Origin of the sequence: Radiobacillus deserti, assembly GCF_007301515.1 — a bacterium.
Taxonomy (GTDB): Bacteria; Bacillota; Bacilli; order Bacillales; family Amphibacillaceae; genus Radiobacillus; species Radiobacillus deserti.
In genome coordinates this window covers 3,484,206-3,510,545 of the sequence record NZ_CP041666.1, presented here as the reverse complement: position 1 = coordinate 3,510,545, position 26,340 = coordinate 3,484,206, and the positions used below count along the sequence as shown (strand labels likewise).

Below are 26,340 nucleotides of genomic sequence, written 5' to 3'. Positions count from 1 at the left end.
TCCAATCAATCCACTGTAATTACAATCTTACCAGCAGCATGATGGGTCTCACTCAGAGCATGTGCATCATAAATCCCTTGTCTGGACAGTGGATGTTTACTCGCAATCACGCTTTTCACTTTACCTTCTTCTAGTAACGCACCGATTTTACTTAACTGTTTTCCGTCTGGATTCAGCCATATTCCTTTTGCTACCACATTCTTTTCTTTCGCTTTTTCTTGATTTGGCTCCCCAACAACAGAAATGATTCTTCCGGTGTTTTCTTTAAGAACAGCAAAACTTTCGTTTTGTGTCTCGCCACCAATGGTATCTAACACAAGATCGATATCGTGAAGTACATCTTTTACATTCGTGGTGTGGTAATCAATTACTTCATCTGCACCTAAAGCTTTCAACAGGTCATGGTTTTTTGGACTAGCCGTTGTGTACACATATGCTCCTGCTTCTTTTGCAAGTTGGATGGCATAACTACCAACTCCGCCTGCTCCAGCATGAATTAATACCTTTTCTCCTTTTTCTAGCTTGCCGTGATCGAATAATCCTTGGTATGCAGTCATACCAGCCAAAGGTACGGCTGCTGCTTCTTCGAAAGAAATAGACGCAGGTTTTTTAGCCAATAGGTGCTCATCCACGATGGTGTGTTCTGCATATGTTCCGAAGCGGGTAGTCTCTGGACGGGCAAATACTTCGTCGCCAACTTTCCAATCCGATACGTTGGATCCGACTGCTTCGATAACTCCTGCAACGTCCCATCCAAGAATAATTGGAAATTCCCAATCAAACATTTGCTTTAAGTATCCCTCACGAAGCTTCCAATCAATTGGGTTAATGGAAGTCGCTTTGGCATGAACCAACACTTGGTTTTCCCCTAGTTCAGGTAGAGTAACTGTACCATCTTCTAATACTTCTTTACTTCCGTATTGGTTTATAATGACTGCTTTAGTTTGCACAGAAACTTCACTCCCTTGTAAAATTGCATTATTGAAGTAGTATCTGAAAAATGATGTAATAGATACATGATTTTTCTCACTACCTATTAATACCACACAAAGTCGTAGACCAATACTATTATGCTTATTCGTTATAAACAATGAAAAAAACTGGCGTGAGAATGGGGTCTCATGCCAGTTTTTTAGTATTATTACGCCTATTAACATCCGCAGTCTATAGAGAAAGCTTCTTGTTGAGCAGTATCAGATGTTGGAAAGTTCATTTCTCTCCATGCTGCAATTCCACCCGTTAATTCTTTCACTATGTAGCCTCTTTCTAAAAGTAGTTTGGCTACTTTAGCAGCAGTGTTACACCATACATCCCAGCAATATACGATTATTTCTTTATCTTTCGGGATTTCCTGTAAGCGATTCTGTATTTCTTGTTCTGGAAGTATATTCGCGCCTTGAATGATAATATTACGTACGTGTTCCGGGCCGTTTCGGACATCAATTAAAAAGTACTTATCGGGATTCATTTTTTTCATGTTTAGATAATCCATAGGACTCACGGTTGCTTGCAGTCGAGCTTCAAAAAAGTCTAATGCGTTCATTTCGGTACCCTCCAATTTTTAAAGTGACTTCCAGACTTTGATAAGAAGTGTTTTCAATACTTTCTGTTCTTCTGAATCTAAAGGTGCTAGAACTCCTAACTCTGTTTTATGTAGAAACTCCCAACGTGAATGAAGAATCTCATCCCCTTTCTCTGTAATTAGAAGACTGTAAGACCTTCTGTCATTAGGGTTTTTAGTTCGTTTGACAAACCCTAAAGCTTCCAAATGGTCAATGTGACTAACCATTGTAGTCCGGTCTATTTTGAGACTTTCTGAAACATCCTTTTGGGATGAATAAGGATTTTCTTTAATAAATAATAAAACTCCATATTGCCGGGCATTGATTTGAAATGATACTAATCCTTCCGCGAATTCATTTTCCATTTGCTGAAGAACCTTTCCTAGAAGAAATCCATAAGACTGGCTCCATTTTTTCAATGTTTATCTTTCCTCCTTACCGTCCTGTTAATCAGTGTAATATATAATCAGTATAACTGATTAATTATAAAATGCAATTTAAAATTAAAAAACCCTTGCTTCTCACGTTACGTTAGGTTTTATGATAGCTTTATAGTCATAGAATGGAGGAGCGGAAATGAAAGATAGATATTCTATTGGTGCATTTTCAAAAAAAACATCTACTACCATAAGAACTCTGCATTATTACGATGAAATTGGTTTACTTAAGCCTTCTTATGTTTCAGATAAAGGAAGACGCTTTTATACGAATAACGATTTTGTTACTTTACAAAAAATCTTAACGTTAAAATTTCTAGGCTATTCATTAGAGCAAATCAAAAATTTATTCCAAATGAATACATGGGATTTGAAGGATTCTCTTTCCTTTCAAAAACGAGAAATGATGCGAAAAAAAGAGCAAATCGAACATGTGATGAAGGCATTTGATTATGCGATTCACTCGTTAGAAGATTATGAAGAAGTAGATCCATCTATTTTTATATCACTTATTAACAACATCCAAATGGAACAGGAACATAAGGAATGGCTGAAAGGGTATTTGGATGAAACCGTGGTGGACGAAATGTTTAATATTTCTGAGGAAAAGCGATTGAAGCTAGAGAAGGACTGGGTTGCCTTTTCTGTAAAAATAAAGAAAGTTCGTGGCCGTAGTCCTGAAGATGAGGAAGTGCAAGAGATTATTGGAGAAATGATGGATAGTGTGGAGGAGTTAACGGGTGATGCTCTAGCTTTTGTGCAAGAAATATCTCAAAAGGATGTGGAGGAGGATACCTGGTTGATTCCATCTCCATTCACAAAGGAGGAGGAAGAGTGGATTGCAGATGCCTTAAGCATCTATTTAAAAAGAAGAGGAGTAGAGTTATAAATGGAAATGGAACAGAACAGCTTACCGAAAGCGGATCATATCCGTACATTTTGGAATCTAATAAAGGAGTCCAAACCACCTGTTAAAATTTTTATGATCGCGATTGTTCTTAGTATATTGGAAACTGGAGCAGGTTTAATTGTCCCTTTATTTACAAGGTCATTAGTTGATCAGTTGTCCGCATCAACCTTGGAAACATCTGTTATTCTTCTATTAGTTTTAGCATTTGTCGTTCAAACCGTTTCTTCAGGGTTTTCCTATTATTTTATGACCTATATAGGAGAATCCATTGTAGCGTCGATTCGGAAAAGACTATGGGGCCGAGTACTTCATTTACCAGTTCCGTACTTTGACCAGCATGAATCTGGCGATACGATGAGCCGAATTACTCAGGACACGAATACGGTTAAATCGTTAATTACGCAGCACATCATCTCGTTCGTCACCGGAATTATAACGATTATCGGATCTATTGTTATTCTACTGGTTATCGATTGGAAAATGACGTTGATTATGCTACTAGCTGTCCCATTTTCCATCGCAATCATTATGCCGCTCGGACGGAAGATGTATAAGGTGTCTAAACAAACCCAGGATGAGATGGCTAGTTTTTCTGCAAACCTTGGAAGAGTATTGGCGGATATCCGTCTTGTAAAGTCCTTCTATGCGGAGAAAAACGAACAGGAAAAAGGAGACAAACGTATTCATCAGCTCTTTCAGTATGGGTTAAAGGAAGCTCGGATTCTAGCCATTATTTCTCCACTCATGTCATTTGTCATGATGCTCGTTCTCGTAGTAATTATCGGGTATGGAGGTGTCCGTGTAGCATCCGGAGTGCTTTCTGCAGGTTCTCTCGTTGCAATCATCATCTACATGTTCCAAATTGTCGTTCCCTTTAGTCAGATGGCCTCGTTCTTCACTGAATTTCAAAAAGCGATGGGTGGAGCGGAACGAATTCAAACACTCCTGTCGCTTGAGGAGGAATCGTCCGATAACAACCAGAATGTTTCCCATACTTCGGAAGATATTCATTTTAAAAAGATTGATTTCGGCTATAACAAAGATAATCTGATTTTAAAACAATTAAGCGTAACGATCCCATTTGGCAAAACAACAGCTTTTGTTGGCCCCAGTGGGGCTGGAAAAACCACTTTGTTTGCATTACTGGAAAGGTTCTATAGTCCGAATTCGGGTGACATTCTTTTAGGAGATACGAATATACAGGATTTTAGCTTAAAGTCTTGGCGACAGCTATTTAGTTATGTGTCCCAAGAAAGTCCACTTATGTCGGGATCCATTAGAGATAATATTCTGTATGGGATGGAACGAGAGGTATCAGATGAAGAAATCTGGGAAGCTGCAAAGCTTGCCAATGCATCTGACTTTATTACGCGTCTCCCAGAGGGGATGGATACGGAGGTTGGGGAAAGAGGTATTAAACTGTCTGGCGGTCAAAGACAACGTATTGCAATTGCTCGTGCCATCATTCGAGACCCTAAAATTCTTTTGCTAGATGAAGCAACATCCAATTTAGACAGTGCATCGGAGAGCCTTGTTCAAAAGGCGTTAAACCATCTAATGAAAGATAGAACAACCCTTGTCATTGCGCACCGTTTATCGACGGTTATAGATGCCGATCAGATTGTGGTAATAGACGGTGGGCAAATTGCTGGAGTTGGGACACACCAACAGTTACTAAATCACCACGAGTTATATCGAAAGCTTGCCAAGCAGCAGCTACATGGTGAAAAGTAACGGGATGTCAAAATCCGTTAGTTGATGGCTAGTTTTGTCAAATATCATTAGAGAATTATTAATAAGGTAAATGGAAGTTTTGGGTTGTGTAAATAATTGGTAAATTGGGCATTCTCTTGTTTTTCCTGTTGTATGATGGGTGTATGAGCTATTTAAGCTACATACAAAAGGAGGCAAAAAAGATGCAAGAATTAAGCAAAATGAGAAAATGGTTGTTGGCTTTACTGGCAGTGATTTCTGTTAGCGGAGTTTTGACAGCGTGTGGCGGAAATGGTGAGGAAGATACTGAAACAGATGCAAACCAAACCGAAGAAAATCAAACCGAAGAAAACGGTGAAGGTGAAGAAGAATCGGAAACAGAAGAATAAAATGGTACACATCCTACATGTCAAAAGCGTGTAGGATGTTTTGTTTTATAACATAAAACCAACAAGAATAGTAGGTATTTTTAGCTTGTCCCCAATTGGAAGCACTTATCACTTTTTTAGCAACTCGAAATAGTTTATAATTATAAGATATTACTTGATATTTATTCTTAAAGAAAAAAACGAACAACATAAGTTGTTATGGAAAAGAAAAGGTGTAATTTCAGTTGACGCCTTGCTTTTTTGTATGTTTAAGCAGGAGCATCTACTCTTTTTTGTAAATTTTGGGGATAAGGAATGGTACAATGAGCGACGCACAGACAAAGACAGACGTTATCTTAATTGGTGCCGGGGTCATGAGCGCAACTTTGGGGTCATTACTGAAAGAACTAGCACCGGACATGGAAATTAAAGTATTTGAACAACTGGATAAAGCAGGGGAAGAAAGCTCAAACGAATGGAATAATGCAGGTACTGGTCACTCGGCATTATGTGAGCTAAATTACACATCGGAAAAACCAGATGGGTCTATTGATATTACAAAAGCAATCAAGATTAATGAACAATTTCAACTGTCCAGGCAGTTTTGGTCTCACCTAGTCAATCGTAATGTTATTACCAATCCACAAGACTTTATTATGCCACTTCCGCATATGAGCTTAGTGCAAGGAGAGGACAATGTTACGTTCTTGAAAAAAAGGTTTGAAGCGCTATCTAAAAACCCACTATTTCAAGGTATGGAGTTTTCCGATAATCCGGAACAGTTAAAAGAATGGATTCCGCTAATTATGGAAGGGCGTAAGCAAGAGGGACCAATCGCTGCAACGAAAATCGATTCTGGAACAGATGTGAACTTTGGAGCTTTAACACGTCTTTTGTTTGAACACTTGGAAAGTCAAGAGGTTGAAGTGAACTACAAGCATAGTGTGAAGGATTTGAAGCGCACGACAGAGGGCTTGTGGGAAGTGAAAGTACATGATAATGAAAACGGTAAAATAGAATACCATTCAGCGGATTTTGTGTTCCTTGGTGGTGGAGGCGGAAGTCTTCCATTACTTCAAAAAACAAAAATTCCTGAGTCCAAGCATATTGGGGGCTTCCCAGTAAGTGGGCTATTTATGGTGTGTAACAATCCTGAAATAGTGGAACAACATCAAGCCAAAGTCTACGGGAAAGCCAAGGTTGGTGCACCACCAATGTCCGTTCCTCACTTAGACACAAGATATATATTAATAATAAAAAATCTTTGTTATTTGGACCATTTGCCGGTTTCTCACCGAAATTCTTGAAAACGGGTTCATATTTAGACCTTATTCTTTCGGTAAAACCACATAACCTTTTGACGATGCTAGCAGCAGGGTTAAAAGAAATGAAATTAACGAAGTATTTAATTCAGCAAGTGCTATTATCTAATGAAAAACGTATGGAGGAATTACGTGAATTTATCCCGAATGCGAAAAGGGAAGATTGGGATATCGTAGTAGCAGGTCAACGTGTGCAAGTAATTAAAGATACGGAAGCTGGAGGAAAAGGAACGCTTCAGTTTGGTACAGAAGTTGTAACGTCTGCGGATGGTTCCATCGCAGCGTTACTAGGTGCCTCTCCAGGTGCTTCGACTGCAGTTCACGTGATGTTGGACGTTTTACAAAAGTGCTTCCCAGAACGTATGGAAGAATGGGAGCCAAAAATAAAAGAGATGGTTCCTTCTTATGGAGTATCTTTAGTTGAAAATCCACATCTATTCCAAGAGGTCCATCGTTCTACAGCACAAGCTTTAGGACTAACTGATATAGAGCCGGATTTGGAAACGAAAAGTGTATAGTTTACAAAAGAGGTTGAGACAAAAGTATAGGAAGTAATGAAAAAATGAACAATTATAAGTGCCTATACCCCGCTCCGGAAATATACGACGCTCTCCGCGGGCGGCTGGTGAGCCTCCTCGTGCTGACGCGCTGTGGGGTCTCACCGATGCCTTTTTTTCCGCTAGAGGCTACGTATAACTCCGGAGCTAGTATAGGCTGTTGTTCGGCTTTTCGGCTTATCCTTTTCGTTATATCCCAGCCTCTTTCTTATTAGCTATAACGTTGAATCGTCTCGCGTAACTGACTGGCAATATACGTAGTCCCGCGTTCAATCTCTGAGCGGGAAAATGTAACCCGGGCATAACTTTCATCCATTTCTAAAGCCTCTGCAAACAACCCACCAAGGCCTTTCGCGCGACGATCGACTTGAAGAACTACCTCCATTTCATCCTCTTTAAGAAAGAAGTAAGCTTCTAACTCATCTAAATCTGCTCGGAAGTCGTTAGAAGGGAGAAACTCAAATTCTTGAATAAATCCTAGCCGCTTGGAATATTCCATTTCTACTTTTCTCAAGCTGAATTTTAATTCACTATAGAGTGCATCTAAAACAGTGCTCATTAACGGGTGTGCATGGACTTTGATGTAATCTCTATCTTTTGGATCTAGTGCAGACGGTATATCTAAACCAGTCTGAATCCAGACATTTGTTTTCCCTATTGTTGGGGGTGTTTGTACAGGTAAAGTAAAGGCAAAGTCAATTTCCTTCCTTTCCCCTTCCCCAATCGTAAAGGCTTCCCCTAATGTGAATTTATGAAGCACAACATCCTCATAAAATTTTTTATCATCATATTCTCGAAGAGCCTCTGTCATTACAAATAAGTTAATTCGGTCAATTTGTTGTTCGGTACTTCCACCTACGACAACTACTTTTCCTTTTAAGCTTTCCCCTGGGGTTAATTGGTCGTTTTCTAACTGAGTATCTACCTTAGCACTTCCAATTCCAACACTAGCTAACCATTTCTTTAACATGAATAGCCTCCTCTAAAAATATAAATCACAGTTTCTATTAATGAATACGAATGCCGACGATTTTAGTTTCAAAATTAGATAAAAATAGAATAAGCATGATTGTAAATCGATTTAATAGTTAGAAAATTTTGCTGGTATTTGTCTATTTTTGCAAAATTAATGGTATAATAGGCTCACTAAAAGTAAGCGCATTCATCACTGTTTTTAGTTAGTTAATAGCTTTCATAACTATGTAGTAGCTTTCACCTAACAGTTTAAGGTTAGCTCAACTAAACAGAAGAGGAGGATGGTGTTTTCATTCTGGAGCTTTCCTTAGCACGACAGGAGTACAGGGGGGGATTCAATTGAAAAAAGGAAGTAGCATCGTACAAATGATAACTAGACCATTTCATCGATTAAGAAATAAGCAGCCTTCTAAAGAACCTAGAGTAAAAAGACCTTTTTTAAGAAAATTCAAGCTTAAGGGTTGGCCGCAGTTCCCATTATTTAAAAAGAAGCGACCAGCAAAGCGCAGATCGAAGAAATCCATTACAACAAAGACCTTATACACATTTATCTTATTCCTATTAGTAAGCGTTTCCGCAGTAGGATTTGCTTCCTACTTTATTTCTAATAATATCATTACATCAAAGGTGGAAGATGCATCGGTACAAACCATTACCCAGGCTGGAGATAAGTTAGATTTTGTTTACAGTCGTTACACTGGCATGGTTCAGGAGTTACTGATTGATAAGGAATATCAGGATTTATTAAATAAATTGAAGAGTTATGAGCCTGACTCTAAGGAATTAGATTACATAATGACCCAGAGTGCCATTGAAGATAAATTAGTAAATCTCGCGATTGTGGATGATCATTTAGGCATGCATTTAATTAATGTGGATAGATCCCTCATTTTCTCTTCGGAGGATGCTGTGCAGGAGGATTTTATATTTGGTTCAGAATGGTATAAAAAAGCAGTTGAATCTAAGGAAACCATGTTTTGGTTAGGTGGAATGGAATCAGGAGTATCTGGGAAAAGTACGACACCTACTATAAGCTTTGCACAAACGCTTACGGTAGATGGAGAGCACTATATCGTTGCATTTGATTTAAGCTATAAGTTATTTAAAGAAACATTGAAGGATGTTAAGTTCGGAGAAAATGGACTTGTAAAAGTCGTCGACAAACATAACAATGTGGTCTTCTCCTTCAATGAAAAGGAATTGAATAAGAAGAATAGCTATCCAATCGATGTCAAAACGGATAAACATGTAGTAAGCAATGATGGTCAATTAATTTTCCAATATAAATCCGATGAAACAGATTGGTATTTGGTTGGAGCTGTGTCTGCAAAAGAATTAACAAAGGATACGAATACAATCTTTTATATGACATTAATTGTAATCATTCTTTCATTTATTATCTCTTTATTTATTGGTCGGATTATTGTCAATATGATTGGAGTGCCAATGACCAAGATTTCTGAACTTATGTCGATTGCTAAAGATGGAGATTTACAGGTCCGATCTGATTTGACAAATCGTAAAGATGAAATAGGAGAATTAGCAACGAGCTTCAATGACATGATGGGCAATATTTCTGAAATGATGGATAAAACAAGAGCGTCCTCTGCTAAAGTATTACATGCTGCTACGGAATTACAAGATATTTCAAGGCTGCAGTCTGATTCGGCGAGGGAGGTTGCGATAGCTTCGGAAGAAATTGCAACAGGCGCAACAACCTTAACCCAAGAAGCTGAAAGTGGAAATAGCTTAGTAAATAAAATTAGCTCAGAGGTTGAAAATGTTTATGAAAATAACAGTGAAATGGAAGACTATGCCAAAGAAGTAATCAGTGGAAGTACGGCAGGTATCGAAAAAATGGGAGAGCTCGTGAACAAAACGAAGCATGGTGAGCAATTAACGCAAGCGCTCATTCAAAAAACGGATACCCTTAAAGGAAGCACAAAACAAATTAGTGATGTTATGACTATTTTGACAAACATTGCACAACAAACAAATCTCTTATCCTTGAACGCAGCTATTGAGGCGGCACGTGCTGGAGAAGCGGGCAAGGGCTTTGCTGTTGTAGCGGATGAGATTAGAAAACTATCGGAACAGTCGAAGGAGTCCATTGATTTAGTTGGGAATATCACCTCAGATATCATTCATGAGGTAAATGAAACATTAAGTGTATTGGACGAAGCAAACCCAATATTTAAGGAACAAGTTGTGACTGCGCAGGAAACAGATGATCTCTTGAAAAATGTAGGTAGCAAAATGAATGAGTTCACTGCAAAGATTGAACTTGTCACTAGCTCAATCAACCAGCTAAGAGATTCACAGGACATTCTTAACACTACCATACAACAGGTTAGTGCGACAGCAGAAGAATCAACAGCGATTAGTGAAGAAGTATCCGCTTCGACAGAGGAGCAAATGAAGGTAAGTGAATCCTTAGTACAAACGTCTGAACAATTAAAGGAATTAGCTGAGGATTTACAACAAAGCTTGGAAAATTTTAAGATTTAAAAAAGGACCTTCAAGCAGGCACTTCTAAATTAGTGGTTGTGACATAGGATACTTAAAAGGTATGAGTTCGAAAATCTGGACTCATACCTTTTAACTTTCTATTGTATGTGTACTTCCTCTCTCTAAATAGAAATCTCTTCAGGTGTGAAATGGGCATAAGAAATTTGCCCTAAGCATAGGCAAGGTTTAAGCTTAGGGCATCCATTTATTAGCACTACTGCTTTCATAAGGTTAAATGACGAAGTGGGTCCGGTCTTTTAAAATTTAGGTTTTTTTCTGGTTAGGTTATGCCGTTTGTTTTTTTGCTCGAAAGATCTATCCATACAGCTAAAATTAGAATTAGCCCTTTAACAATGTATTGCCAAAAGGTTTGAATGTTCATCATACTCATACCATTATCTATACTTGCCATGATTAGCGCCCCAATAATAGCCCCAACGATATTCCCTTTACCACCCATTAGACTAGTACCACCAATCACACATGCTGCAATAGCATCTAATTCATACATGTCACCGGCACTAACTGTGGCAGCATTCAATCTACTTGTTAATAAAACGCCTGCTATACCTGAAAGAGCTCCCATTATGACAAAAACAGATAACGTATTTCTTTTAATATTAATTCCTGACAAGGCAGCAGCCTCTGCATTGCCGCCAATAGCATATACAAATCTACCAAATGATGTCTTAATGGAAATGAATACAAATAGGCAACCCAAAATGATTACTATTAACATAGGGAGAGGCAAACCGTAATAACGGTTTAGCATATAAGTTATGATTAATATAGAAAATGCGTATGCTGAGATTTTCGTATAATTGATGATTGGAGATGGGTTGCTTAATCCCATGTTCGTTCTTTTTTGTCTTCTTTTCCAGGTACTAATAAATAGAAGGGCTATGGAGACAATCGCAAGAATATAACCAATACTGTAAGGGATATAAACATTGGCAATCGATCTGAAACTGGGTTGTAGAGGTGCAATCGTTTGACCGTTACTTAAACCAATTAAGATACCTCTAAATATTAGCATGCCACCTAAAGTCACAATAAAAGCAGGAACTGCACGATAGGCTACCCACCACCCTTGCCATAATCCTAGTATTGCTCCAACTACAATCGCTATTATTACAACGAACAATGTATCCATACCAAACCAAACATGCAAGATGGCTGCGATTCCACCAGTCAAACCAGTTAATGATCCAACAGATAAATCAATATGCCCTGTAACAATTACGAGAGTCATTCCAATAGCTAGAACGGATATAACAGACATTTGAGTAAATAAATTTGATAGATTGCGTGAAGATAAAAATTCGCCACCCGTGAAAATACTAAATAGAACAGCAATTAAAATCAGTGCGATTATTAGAGTGTAGGACTGAACATTCACCTTAAAATTAAACTTAAACGCCTCTGTTCTGTTTTTCTCAGTGGATAACTGACTCATAATTTTCCCTCCCTGTTGTTGCCATTTTCATTATTTTTTCTTGAGTAGCCTCTTCTCTATATAGTTCCCCGCTAACGGTACCATCTGCCATTACGAGGACCCGATCTGACATACCTAAAATTTCTGGTAACTCTGAAGAAATCATAATGATACCCACACCTTGATTGGCTAGTTCATTCATTATTTTGTAAATCTCGTATTTTGCTCCAACGTCAATTCCACGAGTTGGTTCATCGAGAATGAGCACCTTTGGATCTGTAAATAACCATTTACTTAAAACCACCTTTTGTTGATTGCCTCCACTAAGCTGGTTAACTTTCGCTTCCAAGTTATGGGCTTTTAGGTTTATCTTACTTGCAAGGCTATGAGCATGTTTTAGCTCTAAAGAAGAGTCTATAAAATGTTTAGGCATAACTTTGGATAAAGCTGCTAAAGTGGAATTTTTGGTAATTTCCATTCCGAGAATTAGCCCGTATCTTTTACGGTCCTCTGATACATAGGCTAAACCGGATTTAATAGCATCTGAAGGTTGTTTTATGTTCACTGTAGTAGCATCCATGAGAACCTCTCCGATTTTCTTTCCGGCGTATCCACCAAATAGGCTAGTAAATAACTCCGTTCTACCAGCACCCATCAAACCGGAGACTCCTAATATTTCACCTCTTTTTAAAGTGAAGGAAACATCCTTCACAATCTCTTTACCAGTATCTTTTTGGATGAAAGAATAGTTTCTCACCTCGAGGATAGTATCCTTAATAGCTCTTTTTTTGAATGGGAAAAGCTCTGTTAACTTTCTACCTACCATTTTTGTTACAATTTTATCTTCGGAAAGCATTTCAATTGGATCTGTGCTGATGGTTCTGCCATCGCGTAAAATAGTAACAGAATCCGCTAGACGCATAACTTCCCCTAACTTATGTGAAATGTAAATACAAGTCACACCTTTTTGACGTAAACCATTTAATATCTCTTCAAGTATTTTTACCTCGTTTTCTGTCAAAGCAGCAGTTGGTTCATCTAAAATCAATATTTCTGAATTTCTTGTTAATGCTTTTACTATCTCGATAAGCTGTTGTTTCCCAACAGTAAGCTCCTCAAGCTTAGTTTGTGGGTCAATATTCAAACCTATTTGATCCAGCCAATATTGAGCCTCTGCATAAAGCTCCGTCCAATTGATGATCCTCTTTCTCATTCGGTCACTGCCTAAAAATATGTTCTCAGCTACTGTCATCTCTGGAACGAGAGCGAGCTCTTGATAAATAATAGATACCCCTGATTCTTGGGACTCTTTTGTGTTTTTATAACGAACCTCATTCCCATTTATTAAAATGTCACCTTGATAGGTACCGAACGGATAGACACCGCTTACTATCTTCATTAACGTGGACTTTCCTGCACCATTTTCCCCGCATAAAGCATGGATTTCCCCTTTGCGAACAGAAAAAGACACATTGTCTAAAGCTTTTACCCCAGGAAATTCTTTAGTTATTCCTTTCATTTGTAGTGCATATGTCATTGTTTCTATAACCTCCTAAATAAACCTAAAAGAGGGCAGTGCCCTCTTTTGTGACTATTTTTAAATACTTAAAGAGCAACATCATGGAGGAATATGGATAGATTAATTTGCTCTACTCGATTACTATTCTGGTTTTTTAGGTCTCTCATCCTCAGGTACGTTTTTAATACACTTCCTCGAAAGAGTGGAAACCATCAGCAATAACAGTGTCCACTAAGTTCTTCTTATCTACTTTAATAGGATCAAGTTTAATGAATGGAACATCTTCTGTCCCATTATTAACGGAGTCAGTCGCACTGATTTCCTTGCCTTTCGCAAGCTTGACTGCTACTTCAGCATTTTTAATCGCTATATCCTTAATGGGCTTATATACAGTCATGGCCTGTGTCCCCTCGGCAATCCGCTGTACCGCTGCTAAATCAGCATCCTGACCTGAAACCGCAACTTTTCCTTCAAGATTTTGTGCTGCGAGAGCTTGAATCGCGCCACCTGCAGTACTATCGTTAGAAGCGACAATAGCGTCAATGTCATTCTCATTAGCTGTTAAAGCGTTTTCGATAATGCTTAAAGCAGCTTCTGCAGACCAACCATCCGCCCACTGATCTCCCACAATTTCAATATCTCCGCTATCTATTAATGGTTGTATGATGTTCATTTGTCCTTCTCTAAACATTTGGGCATTGTTATCAGTAGGAGCACCACCAAGTAAAAAATATTTCCCTTTAGGGACAGCTTCTGTTAAGTATTCTGCTTGCATTTCTCCTACACGGACATTATCGAAAGAAACGTAAGCATCGATATCTGCATTGTTAATTAATCTATCATAAGCAACCACAGGAATACCTTCATCTTTCGCTTGTGTTACGACAGGAGTTAATGCATCTGAGTTATTTGCAATGATGACCAATACGTCAATTCCTTGAGAAAGCATATTTTGGATTTGGGACAACTGCTTTTCATCCTCACCATTGGCTGATTGAACTATAACTTCTGCACCAAGTTCTTCCGCCTTTTCAACAAAAATATCTCGATCGTGCTGCCACCTTTCAAGTGTTAGATCCGATACGGACAAAGCGATTTTTAGTTTATCTTTTTCGCCACCATCATTTGAATTTTCTTCAGATCCTCCAACATCCTGACCACATGCTGCTAGAAAGATTAACGCTACAAGAATTCCACCCAAAACACTAGCCTTTAAAAGCTTACCCATCGTTTTTCCCCTCTTCTCTTGATATATTGTATGCGCTTACATTTTACCAATTATTGGTTTTGTTTGTCTAGCGTCTGAACAAAGATAACTTTATTTTTTTATTTTATTTAGAATTCCGGGTGTTACTTTTAGAGAATAAAAAACTTTGGCAGGGTATAATCAAATTTAAAATAAAAAGAACCAAATTCAACGACTGAATTTGGTTCTCTTCCTCAAGCGAGTCTTCCTTTAAAATCATCATAGCCAAACTCACGCACAATTCGGCAGTCCCCATTTTTGTCCTGCAGAGCAATCGCCGGTAAAGGCATACCATTGAACGTGTTTGTTTTGACCATTGTGTAAATCGCCATATCAGCGAACACTAAGCGATCGCCACTTTTTAATGGTTGATCGAAGGAATAATCGCCAATGACGTCTCCTGTTAAACAAGTTTGCCCACCTAGTCGATATAAATAAGGTTTTTCACCAGGTTCTCCGGACCCTAACAGAGGTGGACGATAAGGCATTTCTAAAACGTCTGGCATATGACAAGTAGCGGATGTATCTAAAATCGCTATGTCTATGCCGTTTTCATGAAGGTCTAACACCGAAGTAAGGAGATACCCTGCATTTAATGCAACAGCTTCCCCTGGTTCTAGATACACTTCTAAGTCATATTTCTCTTGCATTCTTTTAATACAAGCTTCTAACCTAGGGATATCATAGTCATCTCTTGTTATGTGATGGCCACCGCCAAAGTTGATCCATTCCATTTGTGGAAGCCACTCTCCAAACTTCTCTTCCACTGCGTTTAAGGTAGTTTCTAAATCGTCGGAGTTTTGCTGGCAAAGCGTATGAAAGTGTAATCCAGTAACACCATCCAATAATTCAGGTTGAAAGTCTGCTCGTCTTACTCCAAATCTAGATCCTGGTGAACAAGGATCATAGATTTCATGTCCTTCCTGAGTAGAGCATTCTGGGTTAATACGTAAGCCGATTTTTCGTCCTGCTTGGAGCGCTTTGCCTTTGAATTTTGCTAATTGGGAAAAAGAATTAAAAATAATATGATCACAAATCGAAATAATCTCGTCGATTTCGTCTTCACGATAGGCTGGGGCAAAGACGTGATTTTCTTTGCCCATTTCTTCGTGTCCTAATCGTGCCTCGAATAATCCACTTGCTGTTGTACCAGATAGATACTCTCCAATTAATGGATAGAGGGCAGTCATCGAAAACGCTTTTTGTGCTAACACAATCTTAGCTCCTGTACGCTGCATCACACCATTCAGGATTTTTAAGTTCTTCTCAATCAAAGCTTCATCGACGACATAGCATGGTGTCGGTAAATCCTCGAACCGCATCTTATCGAACGTACTCTTTCTCTTTTGTTGGTTCTGCATCTACAAGCTCTGGATTGTGATCTTCTTGCCAAGGTAGTCCCCATTTGTTTAGAGCATCCATAAATGGATCTGGATCAAATTCTTCGATATTGTACACGCCAGCTTTATTCCACGTTCCGTTCATTAACATCATTGCACCAATCATAGCTGGTACACCAGTTGTATAAGAAACGGCTTGTGATCCTACTTCACGGTAACAGGCTTCATGGTCACATACGTTGTACACGTAGTATGTTTTTTCTTTGCCATCTTTTTTCCCTTTGAAAATACAGCCGATATTTGTTTTCCCTTTTGTACGTGGTCCAAGAGAAGCAGGGTCCGGTAAGACAGCTTTCAAAAATTGAAGGGGAATAATTTCTTTCCCTTCAAATTCGATTGGCTCGATGGATGTCATTCCTACGTTTTCTAAGCATTTCAAGTGTGTTAAGTAGCTTTCTCCAAATGTCATGAAGAAGCGGATTCGCTTAAGACCAGGAATATTTACTGCAAGAGATTCCAGCTCTTCATGGTAAAGCAAGTACATGTCTTTTTCTCCAACTTCAGGGAAATCATAGACCCGTTTGATTTCCATCGGTTTTGTTTCAATCCATTCTCCGTTTTCCCAGTATCTGCCGTTCGCGGATACTTCGCGAATATTAATTTCTGGGTTGAAGTTTGTCGCAAATGGATAACCGTGGTCTCCCGCATTACAATCTAAAATATCAATGTATTCAATTTCATCAAAATGGTGCTTTAATGCGTAAGCAGAAAATACACCCGTTACGCCTGGATCAAACCCACTTCCTAAAAGAGCAGTGATTCCAGCTTCTTTGAAGCGGTCATGGTAATCCCATTGCCATTTATATTCGAATTTTGCTGTGTCTTCTGGCTCGTAGTTCGCTGTATCTAAGTAATTTGTTTTCGTTGCAAGACAAGCATCCATGATGGTTAAGTCTTGATATGGTAAGGCTAAGTTCATTACAACATCTGGTTTTACTTCTTCAATAAGAGCGATAAGCTCGTCCACATTATTAGCATCAACTTGAGCGGTCGTAATTTTCGTTTTTCCACCGTCTAGTTTCGCTTTTAAATCATCACATTTTGATTTAGTACGACTAGCGATGCAAATTTCTTCAAATACATCACTATTTTGTACGCATTTGTGGATCGCAACAGATGCGACTCCACCACAACCGATAATAAGTGCTTTTCCCATTATCCAATCCCCTATCTTCATAAAATTTTTACTAAAGAGGTAATCCCTATCAGCTTATGGAGTTCCCTGATTGTCATACATGTTTACCCACATAAAAAAGCAAGTGTCGCGCATAATACGCACACTTGCTTGGATATTTAAAATATTAAAAAGCATAAATCATCCATAAAAATTTACATGGATACACCTACGTTTAGGGTAATAACTAATTAATATTCAAATACATTTGATAGGACTCAGAGTCTAAATAGCAAATAATTACTTTTACCACTCTTATTGACCGTTTCACAAGTTGTGTGCTTATGCACTGGTTGTAAAGTAACCAACTTATAAAATTTGAGCTTTTAACTCAATCAATAAGGCAACTAAAGTTGCCAATCGGCATTTGACCCGGCGAACCGTTGCCTTAACTCCCCTTAAGGAAAGTGGTCAAAAATTATCTGCTTGGAAAGACTCAAATATGTTTGAATATTAGCTTCCCAAATCTTGATTTTAATATTAACAGCATGTTAGCAAAATAGCAATTAAGAAAATAGATTTAGGGAAAAATTTTGGTGTACATGATATGAATCCATATAATAGGGAAGGTCATCCAGCAAGAAACGCAAATCTCGATAAATACAAGATCACATGCAACCAAATAAGTAGGCGAGCCATTATTTTAAATCAATCAGCAGAAAGCATTGATCATCATTTTTGTTGGCATCTACATCTATGTTTAAGAGAGATGAAACAATTTGTTGCTTTGTTGTAGATAGTGGAGATGTAGAATATTTCCGCAACACAGCGCTTAGGTTATGGGTCCCTAAAGGTTCCGAGACTCCATCTGTATAAAGAAGTAATCTAGACCCGTTCTTATAACTTAGTCTAGTGGGTGTAAACTCAATACCCTCGAACATGCCTAAAGGAGGGCTGGATGAATGCAATTCCTTTTGCTCCCCTTTTAAGTCTTGGAATAGAGCAGGAGTATGTCCTCCGTTTATATACTCTATCGTCTTTCTTTTTGTATCAATAAGTAGATAGATGGCTGTGCAATAATGCCAGGCACTTTGATTGTTGTAAAACAGATTGTGCAAATGTTGATCTAACTCTTGCATGACCAGTTCAGCGGCTACCCCTTCAGAGATTAATCGGTGAAAAAGGGATTGTAAGGACATGGTTATTAATGCAGATGATATTCCGTGTCCCATTACATCTAATAAAATGACACCGTACTTATACGGGGTAATGTTGTAGACCCCAAAGATATCACCTGATAACTCGTGGGATGCACGGTAAAAGGATAAGATTTCAATTCTTTCATTTGTAATATCTCTGGTTAGGGCTGTTTCTTGAATCTTTTTAGCAAGTTTCAATTCCTTTTCTGTGTTTACTTTATAGGTGTGGTTTTGTTCATTTAACTTTTCAAGTTCTTTCTGCTTATCCTCAAGTGATTGAAGTGCTCCTTTTAATTCAATTAATGCTTTATTTTCTTTCTCATAGGCTATTTCTGCTTTTTGTTTAGCATGAAGCAATTCATCTTCTAACTTATTTCGCTTCCGTGTAGGAAAAAATATGCAAGATATAGTTTGGTTTTTTTTGTCGAGAGCTGCATTTAGTAATACAGGAATCTCTTCTCCACTATAAGAAATTAGCGTTAGGTGCATTTCTTCTATGAAATGTTTAGCCATAATGAGAGGCATAAAGTAAAGTTGAAAAAACAGCCGTGATGAGTTGGGGAGAATGGTATGAATATGTGTCCCTATAATCACTTCTTTTTGAGATGGGTAATCCAAAATTTTCATGAGCATCTCATTCACTGACAGAACATTTCCGTTTTTCGATAAAGTCATAAACCCACAAGGGGCCTTGTTTAGTTGTTCATCCATTATTGGGTTCACCTAAATATTGTCGATCATTCTTAGTTTTACCACATAAATATGCGCGTATAACAGAAACGGTTTCCTCTGGATCTGTCATGTGTGGGCAGTGACCAACCGCATTCATAAAAGATATCGTGCTATTTGGTAAATGCTCTATTAAGTACTCTCCTACGTTTCTAGGAGCAATAACGTCCTCGGAACATTGTAGAATATGAGATGGCACTGTTACAAGAGGTAAATCCTTACGATTATCAGCAAAGAAACAGGCATTAGCGAATGCTTGCGTAATTGCCGGGTCAGTGGAACAGAATCGATCCTCCAGCTCGTTTGCTACATCTTTGCGGTCAGATGTATTTAGAAGTGTGGAAGAAAACATATTAGCCCATCCGATATAATTTTTTTCCATCATATTTACCAAGTCTAGTAAATCCTGTTTCTCAAATCCTCCGTAATACTCTGGAGGATCATTAAGGTAGCGTGGGGATGGTCCAATCATAATTAAGTCAGAAAAATACTCTGGTTTTTGAAGGGAAGCGAGAACTCCAATCATACCGCTAACGGAATGACCAACAAAAATGGCATTTTTTACTTCCAGAGTAGAACAGATATCTAACACATCCTGTACATATCCTGACAAATGACTGTATTTCGTCGAATTAAAAGCAGATAGATCTGATTTCCCTAATCCTACATAATCAAAAAGGATAATTTGATAGTCTTCTTCAAATGAATCGGATACGTGGTTCCATACGGTTTGATCACAACCGAATCCGGAAGCAAAAATAATAGGTTGCTTCCCTTTTCCACGGATTTGTACATTATTTCGAGTAATAATTGATTGGTTGCTCACAAACTAACTCCCCTTAAAAGTTTTGTCTTGTAACATCATAACATTTTCCTGATAATTAAAGGAGGAAGGAGATTGAAAAATAGGAAAAAAACACATTTTTTTATAATAGTGCTACATACTACGAGCAGAAAGTTTGCAAAACAAGGCAAAAAGGTTTAAACCGAGAATGAAGGCAATAATCTTTGATACGAAAGGACGAGATAAAATGGAAAAATATACAAAACAATTTATTGCTGGTGAATGGGTGGAAGGTACAAGTAATAGTGTCGTTACGAACACAAATCCATATACTAATGAAGTGCTTAACGAAATTAAGGGAGCTTCCAAAGAAGATTTAAACCGTGCCTATGAAGCGGCTAAAGATGCTCAAAAAGCTTGGGAAAACAAAGGTCCCGGAGAAAAGAGAGCAGTCATTGAAAAAGCAGCACAGCTGTTTATTGAACGTAAAGATGAGGTTATTGATTGGTTAGTTAAGGAATCTGGAAGTACGAGATTAAAAGCAGAAATTGAATGGGGAGCAACTGTAGGAACATTGAAGGAAGCATCGTCTTTCCCATACCGTATGACTGGTTCCATTTTACCATCTGATGTTCCTGGAAAAGAAAATCGGATTTATCGATCCGCTAAAGGGGTCGTAACGGTTATTTGTCCATGGAACTTTCCATTAGTGTTAACAATGCGTTCTGTTGCTCCTGCACTTGCAACAGGAAACAGCGTGGTTCTAAAACCTGCATCTGCTACACCAATCACTTCAGGTTTTCTTTTAGCAGATATTTTTGAACAAGCAGGGCTACCGAAAGGAGTTCTTAGTGTAATTGTAGGGAAAGGCTCCGAGATTGGCGACGACATCGTGGAGCACCCTATTCCGAAGCTTGTATCCTTCACTGGTTCAACTGAAGTTGGCCGTAGAATTGGTGAGATTGCAGGGCGTACGCTAAAAGATGTGGCGCTTGAACTTGGTGGAAATAATGTCTTAATCGTATTGAAGGATGCGGATATAGAACGTGCGGCAGAAGCAGCGGCATTTGGTGCCTATTTACACCAAGGTCAAATTTGTATGTCCTTAAACCGCGTGATTGTGGATGAAAGTATCCATGATTCGTTCTTAAAAGTGTTCAAAGACAAGGTAAGTCAATTAAAAGCTGGAGATCCATCTGATCCAGAGGTTGCCGTAGGTCCATTAATTAACGCGAGTGAAGTGAAAAGAATCCAAGAGGAAATTGAAAGTAGCAAAGCAAAAGGTGCTAAAGTAGAAATTGGTGGACAAGCAGAAGGAAATGTTCTTTATCCAACGATTCTAAGTAACGTAACGAATGATATGGCGGTTGCTCAAAATGAAATGTTCGGACCTGTTTCCTCTGTCATTAAAGCGAAGGATGAAGAGGATGCTATTCGTATCGCCAACGATTCTCCATTCGGATTAAGTGGTTCTGTCTTTAGCGGGGACATTCATCACGGTGTGAAGGTTGCGAAACAAATCGAAACCGGCATGATTCATGTCAATGACCAGTCTGTAAACGAAGAAGCGCACGTAGCATTTGGTGGCGAAAAAGGCTCTGGTGTAGGACGCTTCGGTGGCGAATGGGCCATTGAGAAATTTACAACTGTTAAATGGGTTAGTGTTCAGGAAGAAGATCGTTTCTTCCCGTTCTTTAAACAAAATTAAGTTAAAAAATCCCTGTCTACATATGCGTAGATAGGGATTTTTATGAATGAATATTATTTCACCCATTTTACTATATCATCAATGTCTCTTCGAGTTTTAGGACGAGGATCCTGTTTTCGATATCCAAATGCAGCCATGACAGATATGCTGAAATGTCCGTCTTCCAGTAACCCTTCTTCCTCTAGAATTTCATTCATCTTCTCTATATTAAACCCTTCAATTGGACAAGAATCAATGCCAATTTGGGCTGCTGCTGTCATCATGTTGGCAAGGGCAATGTATGTCTGTTTGGATGCCCAATCATACAGCGGGCGATCTCCATCCAATAATTTAAAGTCGTCTCTTTGGAATTCTTCTACTCGTTCTAGAAATTTCCCTAACATTTCTTCAGGGAATTTGGAAACATTCAATAAGTGATCTTTTAAATATTTGGAGTCATAGACCGTGTCTACTTTTGTTCTTGCTAAATATACGACGAAATGACTTGCATCAGGAAGTTTACTGAAAGCCCCCCAAGAAGAATGCTTAATCTTATCACGAAGCTCAGGGTTTTGAACAACGACGAAGCGCCAGGGCTCAAAACCGAAGGAGCTTGGGGATAAACGGCCTGTTTCTAAGATGAAACGGAAGTCGTCATCTGATATTTTTTTGTTGGGGTCGAACTCTTTGGTCGCATGTCGAAATGTAAAAGCATCAAGAATGTCTTTTTTTAATTCATTTTTGTCACGCATTTTGTCACACTCCTTTCTATTTGTATAACGTATTTTTCCCTAGTAAATCAATTATTACGCTTTGGGTACACTAATAGAAATTCTTTATAGGAGGAAACGGAATGTTAATCGAGGGACAAATTATATCAGGGGAATTTGATTCTACTGTCAATGAATTCTCCTTAAGAAAAGTAAAAAACGTATCCACCGTAACTACAATAAAAGAAAATCAATTAACTAACCTTTATCACTACTTAAAAAAGCACGAAAATGATATCGATGGTCAAATTATCACACTATATGATCAGATTCCAATCCTCTTGACTCAAGAAGAGGTTCATTTATTTTTAAAGGATTTGGATCAGGTTCAATCTATGTATCATTAACATGAAAAATCCTGTATAGAGAACAATCTCTACACAGGATTTTTCGTGTGGATTCTTTATCCTAAAAGCTTTAAGGATTCACGGTTGAACGCCGGAATATCCTTTGGCTCGCGACTTGTAACAATATTTTTACTTACTACAACCTCTTCGTCTTTATAGGTAGCGCCAGCATTTTTTAAATCATTTCGAATCGATTTATAACCTGTCATGTCGACTCCATTAAGAAGATCTGTATCAATTAATACTTGAGGCCCATGACAAATTGCGAATACAGGCTTGTCTGCTTCCATAAATGCTTTTGCAAACTCACCAAAGCGGTCATCCTCCCGCAGTTGGTCAGGAGAAAATCCTCCTGGAATTAATAATGCATCAAAGTCTGAAGGTTGAACGTCTTCGATCGACTTATCTATGCTCACTTTTGTATCCTTTTTACCAGTAACTACTTTTTCAGAAGGCTTGCCAATTGTAATAACCTCATGTCCAGCCTCTTTATAGGCTTGTACCGGCTCTGTATATTCTACATCCTCAAAAAGGTTGGTGATAAGTGTTGCGATTTTTTTGCCCATCTTGCATCCTCCTTTATGTTGTACAAGTTATGTTGTGTTACTTTATATTCCCTGAACAAATTCTATTAAAACTAGGAAATAAGGAGCCAACTTAAAGGTTCATCTCCTGTTTTTCATCTATCTGTTGCTTGGAAACACGATTGTGGAGTTTCAGCATGACGACTGCAATAGAAGTAGCAATGATGGCTCCGACGATGACATCACCAGGGTAATGAACGCCAACCCAAATTCTAGAAAATCCAACTAGGCTAGCCAACATCACCCAGCTTTTCTTCCATTTGCTCAAAAATAAGCTAAACATGATACAAAATGAAAAAACTAAAATCGTGTGATCGCTAGGAAAGGAATTGTTTACTTCCTTTTCTATTAGTTTATGGACACCTTCTAGTTCCGCAAAGGGCTGAAGATTTTGATGCAGTTGACCGGCAATTTTTCCGATCGATACGGATATAAGGGCAGTAATGCTTGCGTAAAGCACCATAATTCTTTCTTTCTTTCTTTTTTCCAAAAATGAGAAAGGCAATAGCGGCGACTCCAATGATGTATAGCATATAGTCTGCAATAAAGGCTAGGACTGGATTTAGAAACGGTACTTCTTTGCTAAGATTATAAATCCAACGAAAAACTTGGACGTTAACAGCTTGAATATCCATGTTTGATTCCTCCTTCTTCCTAACGAAATTATACGTGTTTATAGAAGAAAGAGGAATCCTTGACCTTATTCTTTTCCTTCGGCAGCTTGTCGCAAATACTTTTTGTCTTTCATAAACAGACTCCAGAAATAAATGAATCCAGGGAACAGAATAGCAAAGCCGACGATATAGGTAGTGAACACCGCTCGAAAGGAGTTCGGGTCTGTAAATGCAGCGTGTATCGTGATGTCAGGATAAATAATATACGGTAAATGGGCTTTTCCGTACACATAGCTTGCGATTAAGTATTGAATTGTAATCGTGATGACCGAAAGTCTAGGCATTCCACGAACCCCTTTTTCAAAAAAGGACGGAAGAAAGACTCCTAGTCCTCCCATAATAAAGAATGTTACCGATACGAGCAGAAGCGGAAGATCTTGTAGCATTCGACTATACAGCCAAGCTGCTTCATGCTTTAACGTGTACATCACTAAAAAGGCCATGGCCAATGTAATGGGACCTAAAATTCTCGCGTCTCTCAGATAGACTTTGTATGCATCCATCTCCCTAGAAACCTTTGAATAATCCGCTAGCAATAGAGAGGAGAGAAACAGCGTACTGCAGATTGCAAATCCGATAAAGGCATATTCGTTCGGGCTCGTAAATAGCCTTTGGAGATTAAGATTGGCTACTCCATCTACCACATCTATGTAATGGCCGTGGGTGATGGGAAGGACACTGATTAAAATGCCGGGAATAATGATGCCACTAATACCGGATATGTACGTAAGTGGTTTACGGTATTCTGTTGCAATGTTTGAAAATACTAGGAAAGCACTACGTAGAGCAAGTAAAAGTAAAATCATGCTACCTGGCACTAGAAGAATCGTTCCGAGCGTGTACGTAGCTTTAGGAAAAAGGCTATAGATAGCCACTACTAAGGCAACGATAAATGTGTTCGTGACCTCCCATGTTGGAGATAGATAACGATTCGCGATATTGGTCGCTTGTGTTCGATCGCGATTAAGATAAATCATGGACCAGAACCCTGCTCCAAAATCCATGGTGGCCATAACAGCGTAAATGAAAACAAATCCCCATAATACGGTGATTGCCAGTAATGCATCAGTCATATTTTCCGCCTCCTACTAATCGTTTGTACGGTATAAGAGCAATCCTTTTTCCTCTGCTCGTTTAAAATCATCCATTACGGTATTTTTTCGGAAGTAATATAGAAGCACGGAAACAACCGCGACAGCTAAGATAAAGTAAATAATGATAAATAAAATAGAGAGAACTCCTAAGTTATTTGCTTCTGTAGCAGCTTCAGCTGTTTTTAACACTCGGTATATGACCCAAGGTTGTCGTCCTGTACAAGCAAAAATCCATCCAGCTTCAATTGCAATGAGTGATAAGGGGCCGGACAATATTAGAATCAAAAAATAAAACTTCGGGAAACGCTCTTTTTTGAGTAGCTTCTTCCATATAAGGCCAGAAAACGAGATGAAAATGAGGAGAGAGCCAATCCCGACCATCAGGTTAAATAGTGTGTGAATATATAACGGAGGCCAAAGCTCTTCTGGGAAATCGTTTAATCCGACGACCTCTGTTTCAAAGCTATTTCCTGCCAAAAAGCTCAATGCCCATGGAATTTCAATGGCTCCTTTCACTTCTTGTGTCTCCTTGTCTGTAAATCCACCGATTGCCAGTGGCGCATGGGATTGGGTTTCAAACAACCCCTCTGCAGCAGCTAATTTCTCTGGCTGATATTCATGTAGGAATTGGGCGGATTCGTGCCCGTTAATAGCGGTTAAGAAGGAGAATATGGCCCCCATTACTAAGCTAACCATCAAGGCTCTTTGGTGAAACTTATACAACCGTGATCCATACTTATTCTTCAGCATTTTATAGGCAGATACAGAGGCGACAATAAACGCTCCAACGACATAAGCGGAGAGGGCCACATGTAGAGCAGTGACTCCAAAGCCTGGATTGAAAAATGCTGCCCATGGATCGACGTCAACAATTTCACCGTTCTCGATTCGAAAGCCAGCAGGTGTACCTTGGAAGGAGTGGACATTTGTAATTAAGACGGCAGATGCCAATGCGCCAAGAGCAACCAAAGTAAGACTGACAATACGCATCCACGGCTTGATTCGCTCTGCTGCATACACATAAATGGACATAAATAGTGCTTCCACAAAGAAAGCATAGATTTCGATTTGGAAGGGTAGTGGCATAACTCGACCGATAACCTCCATAAACCCTGGCCATAGAAGCGATAACTGAACCCCGGCGATGGTACCAGTTGGAATTCCGACCCCAAGTAATACAGCGAAGGCTTTCGTCCAACGTTTCGCCATCACCACATATTCATAGTTCTTCGTTTTTTGATAAAGGAGCTCTGCTGTCAAAATCATTAAGGGAAGCCCTACTCCGATTGTTGCAAAAATTATATGAAAGGCCATGGTTGTGCCAAATAAAGATCGAGCTATTAAAACATCATCCATCATTCGTTTCTTCCTCTCGTCATATTTACACGACCTATTATTTTCCACCA

21 protein-coding genes and 2 pseudogenes are annotated in these 26,340 nt (G+C 38.8%); 7 read left to right on the top strand and 16 right to left on the bottom strand.

What is annotated here, in order from left to right; all coding sequences use genetic code 11:
- Window positions 1–5 precede the first annotated feature (5 nt).
- The 3 genes from FN924_RS18270 to FN924_RS18260 all read right to left on the bottom strand — a co-directional run bounded on the left by FN924_RS18270 (window position 6) and on the right by FN924_RS18260 (window position 1,981).
- Window positions 6–950, bottom strand: coding sequence for an NADP-dependent oxidoreductase (locus tag FN924_RS18270; RefSeq protein WP_228409511.1), 945 nt, complete (start codon window positions 948–950; stop codon window positions 6–8).
- Between the two features lie 200 nt (window positions 951–1,150).
- The gene (locus tag FN924_RS18265; RefSeq protein WP_143896972.1) at window positions 1,151–1,543 is read right to left on the bottom strand and encodes a rhodanese-like domain-containing protein; all 393 of its coding nucleotides are present in this window, start codon (window positions 1,541–1,543) and stop codon (window positions 1,151–1,153) included.
- Window positions 1,544–1,561: 18 nt separating this feature from the next.
- The gene (locus FN924_RS18260) at window positions 1,562–1,981 is read right to left on the bottom strand and encodes a MarR family winged helix-turn-helix transcriptional regulator (RefSeq protein ID WP_143896971.1); all 420 of its coding nucleotides are present in this window, start codon (window positions 1,979–1,981) and stop codon (window positions 1,562–1,564) included.
- Between the two features lie 157 nt (window positions 1,982–2,138).
- Here FN924_RS18260 and FN924_RS18255 point away from each other — a divergent pair, with 157 nt between their 5' ends.
- From FN924_RS18255 to FN924_RS18240, 4 genes and pseudogenes are all read left to right on the top strand, one after another.
- Window positions 2,139–2,888, top strand: a complete 750-nt coding sequence (locus FN924_RS18255) for a MerR family transcriptional regulator (RefSeq protein WP_143896970.1) — start codon at window positions 2,139–2,141, stop codon at window positions 2,886–2,888.
- A gap of 6 nt (window positions 2,889–2,894) precedes the next feature.
- The gene (locus FN924_RS18250; protein WP_143896969.1) at window positions 2,895–4,643 is read left to right on the top strand and encodes an ABC transporter ATP-binding protein; all 1,749 of its coding nucleotides are present in this window, start codon (window positions 2,895–2,897) and stop codon (window positions 4,641–4,643) included.
- A 182-nt stretch (window positions 4,644–4,825) separates the two neighbouring features.
- Entirely contained in the window at window positions 4,826–5,011 is a 186-nt protein-coding gene (locus FN924_RS18245) for a hypothetical protein (RefSeq protein WP_143896968.1), read from the top strand.
- A 302-nt stretch (window positions 5,012–5,313) separates the two neighbouring features.
- Window positions 5,314–6,830 (top strand): annotated as a pseudogene (locus FN924_RS18240) (malate:quinone oxidoreductase).
- Window positions 6,831–7,080: 250 nt separating this feature from the next.
- On the opposite strand, the gene FN924_RS18235 reads toward FN924_RS18240, so the two are convergent.
- Entirely contained in the window at window positions 7,081–7,839 is a 759-nt protein-coding gene (locus FN924_RS18235; protein WP_143896967.1) for a sporulation protein, read from the bottom strand.
- A gap of 344 nt (window positions 7,840–8,183) precedes the next feature.
- Between FN924_RS18235 and FN924_RS18230 the strand changes: the two genes are divergently transcribed.
- A complete protein-coding gene (locus FN924_RS18230; protein WP_143896966.1) occupies window positions 8,184–10,352 on the top strand; it encodes a methyl-accepting chemotaxis protein in 2,169 nt (722 codons plus the stop codon).
- Window positions 10,353–10,632: 280 nt separating this feature from the next.
- Here FN924_RS18230 and FN924_RS18225 read toward each other — a convergent pair whose 3' ends face one another.
- The 7 genes and pseudogenes from FN924_RS18225 to FN924_RS18195 all read right to left on the bottom strand — a co-directional run bounded on the left by FN924_RS18225 (window position 10,633) and on the right by FN924_RS18195 (window position 19,820).
- Entirely contained in the window at window positions 10,633–11,808 is a 1,176-nt protein-coding gene (locus FN924_RS18225) for a sugar ABC transporter permease (protein WP_143896965.1), read from the bottom strand.
- Complete coding sequence (locus FN924_RS18220; RefSeq protein ID WP_143896964.1) at window positions 11,789–13,324, bottom strand: xylose ABC transporter ATP-binding protein; 1,536 nt, start codon at window positions 13,322–13,324, stop codon at window positions 11,789–11,791. Before FN924_RS18220 ends, FN924_RS18225 begins: the two co-directional genes overlap by 20 nt.
- A 123-nt stretch (window positions 13,325–13,447) precedes the next feature.
- Window positions 13,448–14,534 (bottom strand): annotated as a pseudogene (gene xylF, locus FN924_RS18215) (D-xylose ABC transporter substrate-binding protein).
- A 212-nt stretch (window positions 14,535–14,746) separates the two neighbouring features.
- Entirely contained in the window at window positions 14,747–15,874 is a 1,128-nt protein-coding gene (gene nspC, locus FN924_RS18210) for a carboxynorspermidine decarboxylase (RefSeq protein ID WP_143897291.1), read from the bottom strand.
- Window position 15,875: 1 nt separating this feature from the next.
- Window positions 15,876–17,108 carry a saccharopine dehydrogenase family protein gene (locus tag FN924_RS18205; RefSeq protein WP_143896963.1) on the bottom strand — a complete coding sequence of 411 codons (1,233 nt, stop codon included), beginning with the start codon at window positions 17,106–17,108 and terminating at the stop codon, window positions 15,876–15,878.
- Between the two features lie 656 nt (window positions 17,109–17,764).
- Window positions 17,765–18,976: a SpoIIE family protein phosphatase gene (locus tag FN924_RS18200; protein ID WP_143896962.1), complete on the bottom strand. Its 1,212-nt coding sequence runs from the start codon at window positions 18,974–18,976 to the stop codon at window positions 17,765–17,767.
- Entirely contained in the window at window positions 18,969–19,820 is an 852-nt protein-coding gene (locus tag FN924_RS18195) for an alpha/beta fold hydrolase (protein WP_228409509.1), read from the bottom strand. The genes FN924_RS18200 and FN924_RS18195 overlap by 8 nt, the downstream gene beginning before the upstream one ends.
- A 205-nt stretch (window positions 19,821–20,025) precedes the next feature.
- Here FN924_RS18195 and FN924_RS18190 point away from each other — a divergent pair, with 205 nt between their 5' ends.
- Window positions 20,026–21,486: an aldehyde dehydrogenase family protein gene (locus tag FN924_RS18190; protein WP_143897289.1), complete on the top strand. Its 1,461-nt coding sequence runs from the start codon at window positions 20,026–20,028 to the stop codon at window positions 21,484–21,486.
- A 53-nt stretch (window positions 21,487–21,539) separates the two neighbouring features.
- Here the strand turns inward: FN924_RS18190 and FN924_RS18185 are convergent, their stop codons facing one another.
- Window positions 21,540–22,217: an NAD(P)H-dependent oxidoreductase gene (locus tag FN924_RS18185; RefSeq protein ID WP_143896960.1), complete on the bottom strand. Its 678-nt coding sequence runs from the start codon at window positions 22,215–22,217 to the stop codon at window positions 21,540–21,542.
- Window positions 22,218–22,318: 101 nt separating this feature from the next.
- On the opposite strand from FN924_RS18185, the gene FN924_RS18180 reads away from it, so the two are divergent.
- A complete protein-coding gene (locus FN924_RS18180; protein ID WP_143896958.1) occupies window positions 22,319–22,582 on the top strand; it encodes a hypothetical protein in 264 nt (87 codons plus the stop codon).
- Window positions 22,583–22,638: 56 nt separating this feature from the next.
- On the opposite strand, the gene FN924_RS18175 is transcribed toward FN924_RS18180, so the two are convergent.
- From FN924_RS18175 to FN924_RS18160, 4 genes are all read right to left on the bottom strand, one after another.
- Window positions 22,639–23,148, bottom strand: coding sequence for a type 1 glutamine amidotransferase domain-containing protein (locus FN924_RS18175; protein WP_143896956.1), 510 nt, complete (start codon window positions 23,146–23,148; stop codon window positions 22,639–22,641).
- Window positions 23,149–23,239: 91 nt separating this feature from the next.
- The gene (locus FN924_RS18170; protein ID WP_228409508.1) at window positions 23,240–23,671 is read right to left on the bottom strand and encodes an undecaprenyl-diphosphatase; all 432 of its coding nucleotides are present in this window, start codon (window positions 23,669–23,671) and stop codon (window positions 23,240–23,242) included.
- Window positions 23,672–23,866: 195 nt separating this feature from the next.
- The gene (locus FN924_RS18165) at window positions 23,867–24,913 is read right to left on the bottom strand and encodes a cytochrome d ubiquinol oxidase subunit II (protein ID WP_143896952.1); all 1,047 of its coding nucleotides are present in this window, start codon (window positions 24,911–24,913) and stop codon (window positions 23,867–23,869) included.
- Between the two features lie 15 nt (window positions 24,914–24,928).
- Window positions 24,929–26,290 carry a cytochrome ubiquinol oxidase subunit I gene (locus FN924_RS18160; RefSeq protein WP_143897288.1) on the bottom strand — a complete coding sequence of 454 codons (1,362 nt, stop codon included), beginning with the start codon at window positions 26,288–26,290 and terminating at the stop codon, window positions 24,929–24,931.
- Between the last annotated feature and the right edge of the window lie 50 nt (window positions 26,291–26,340).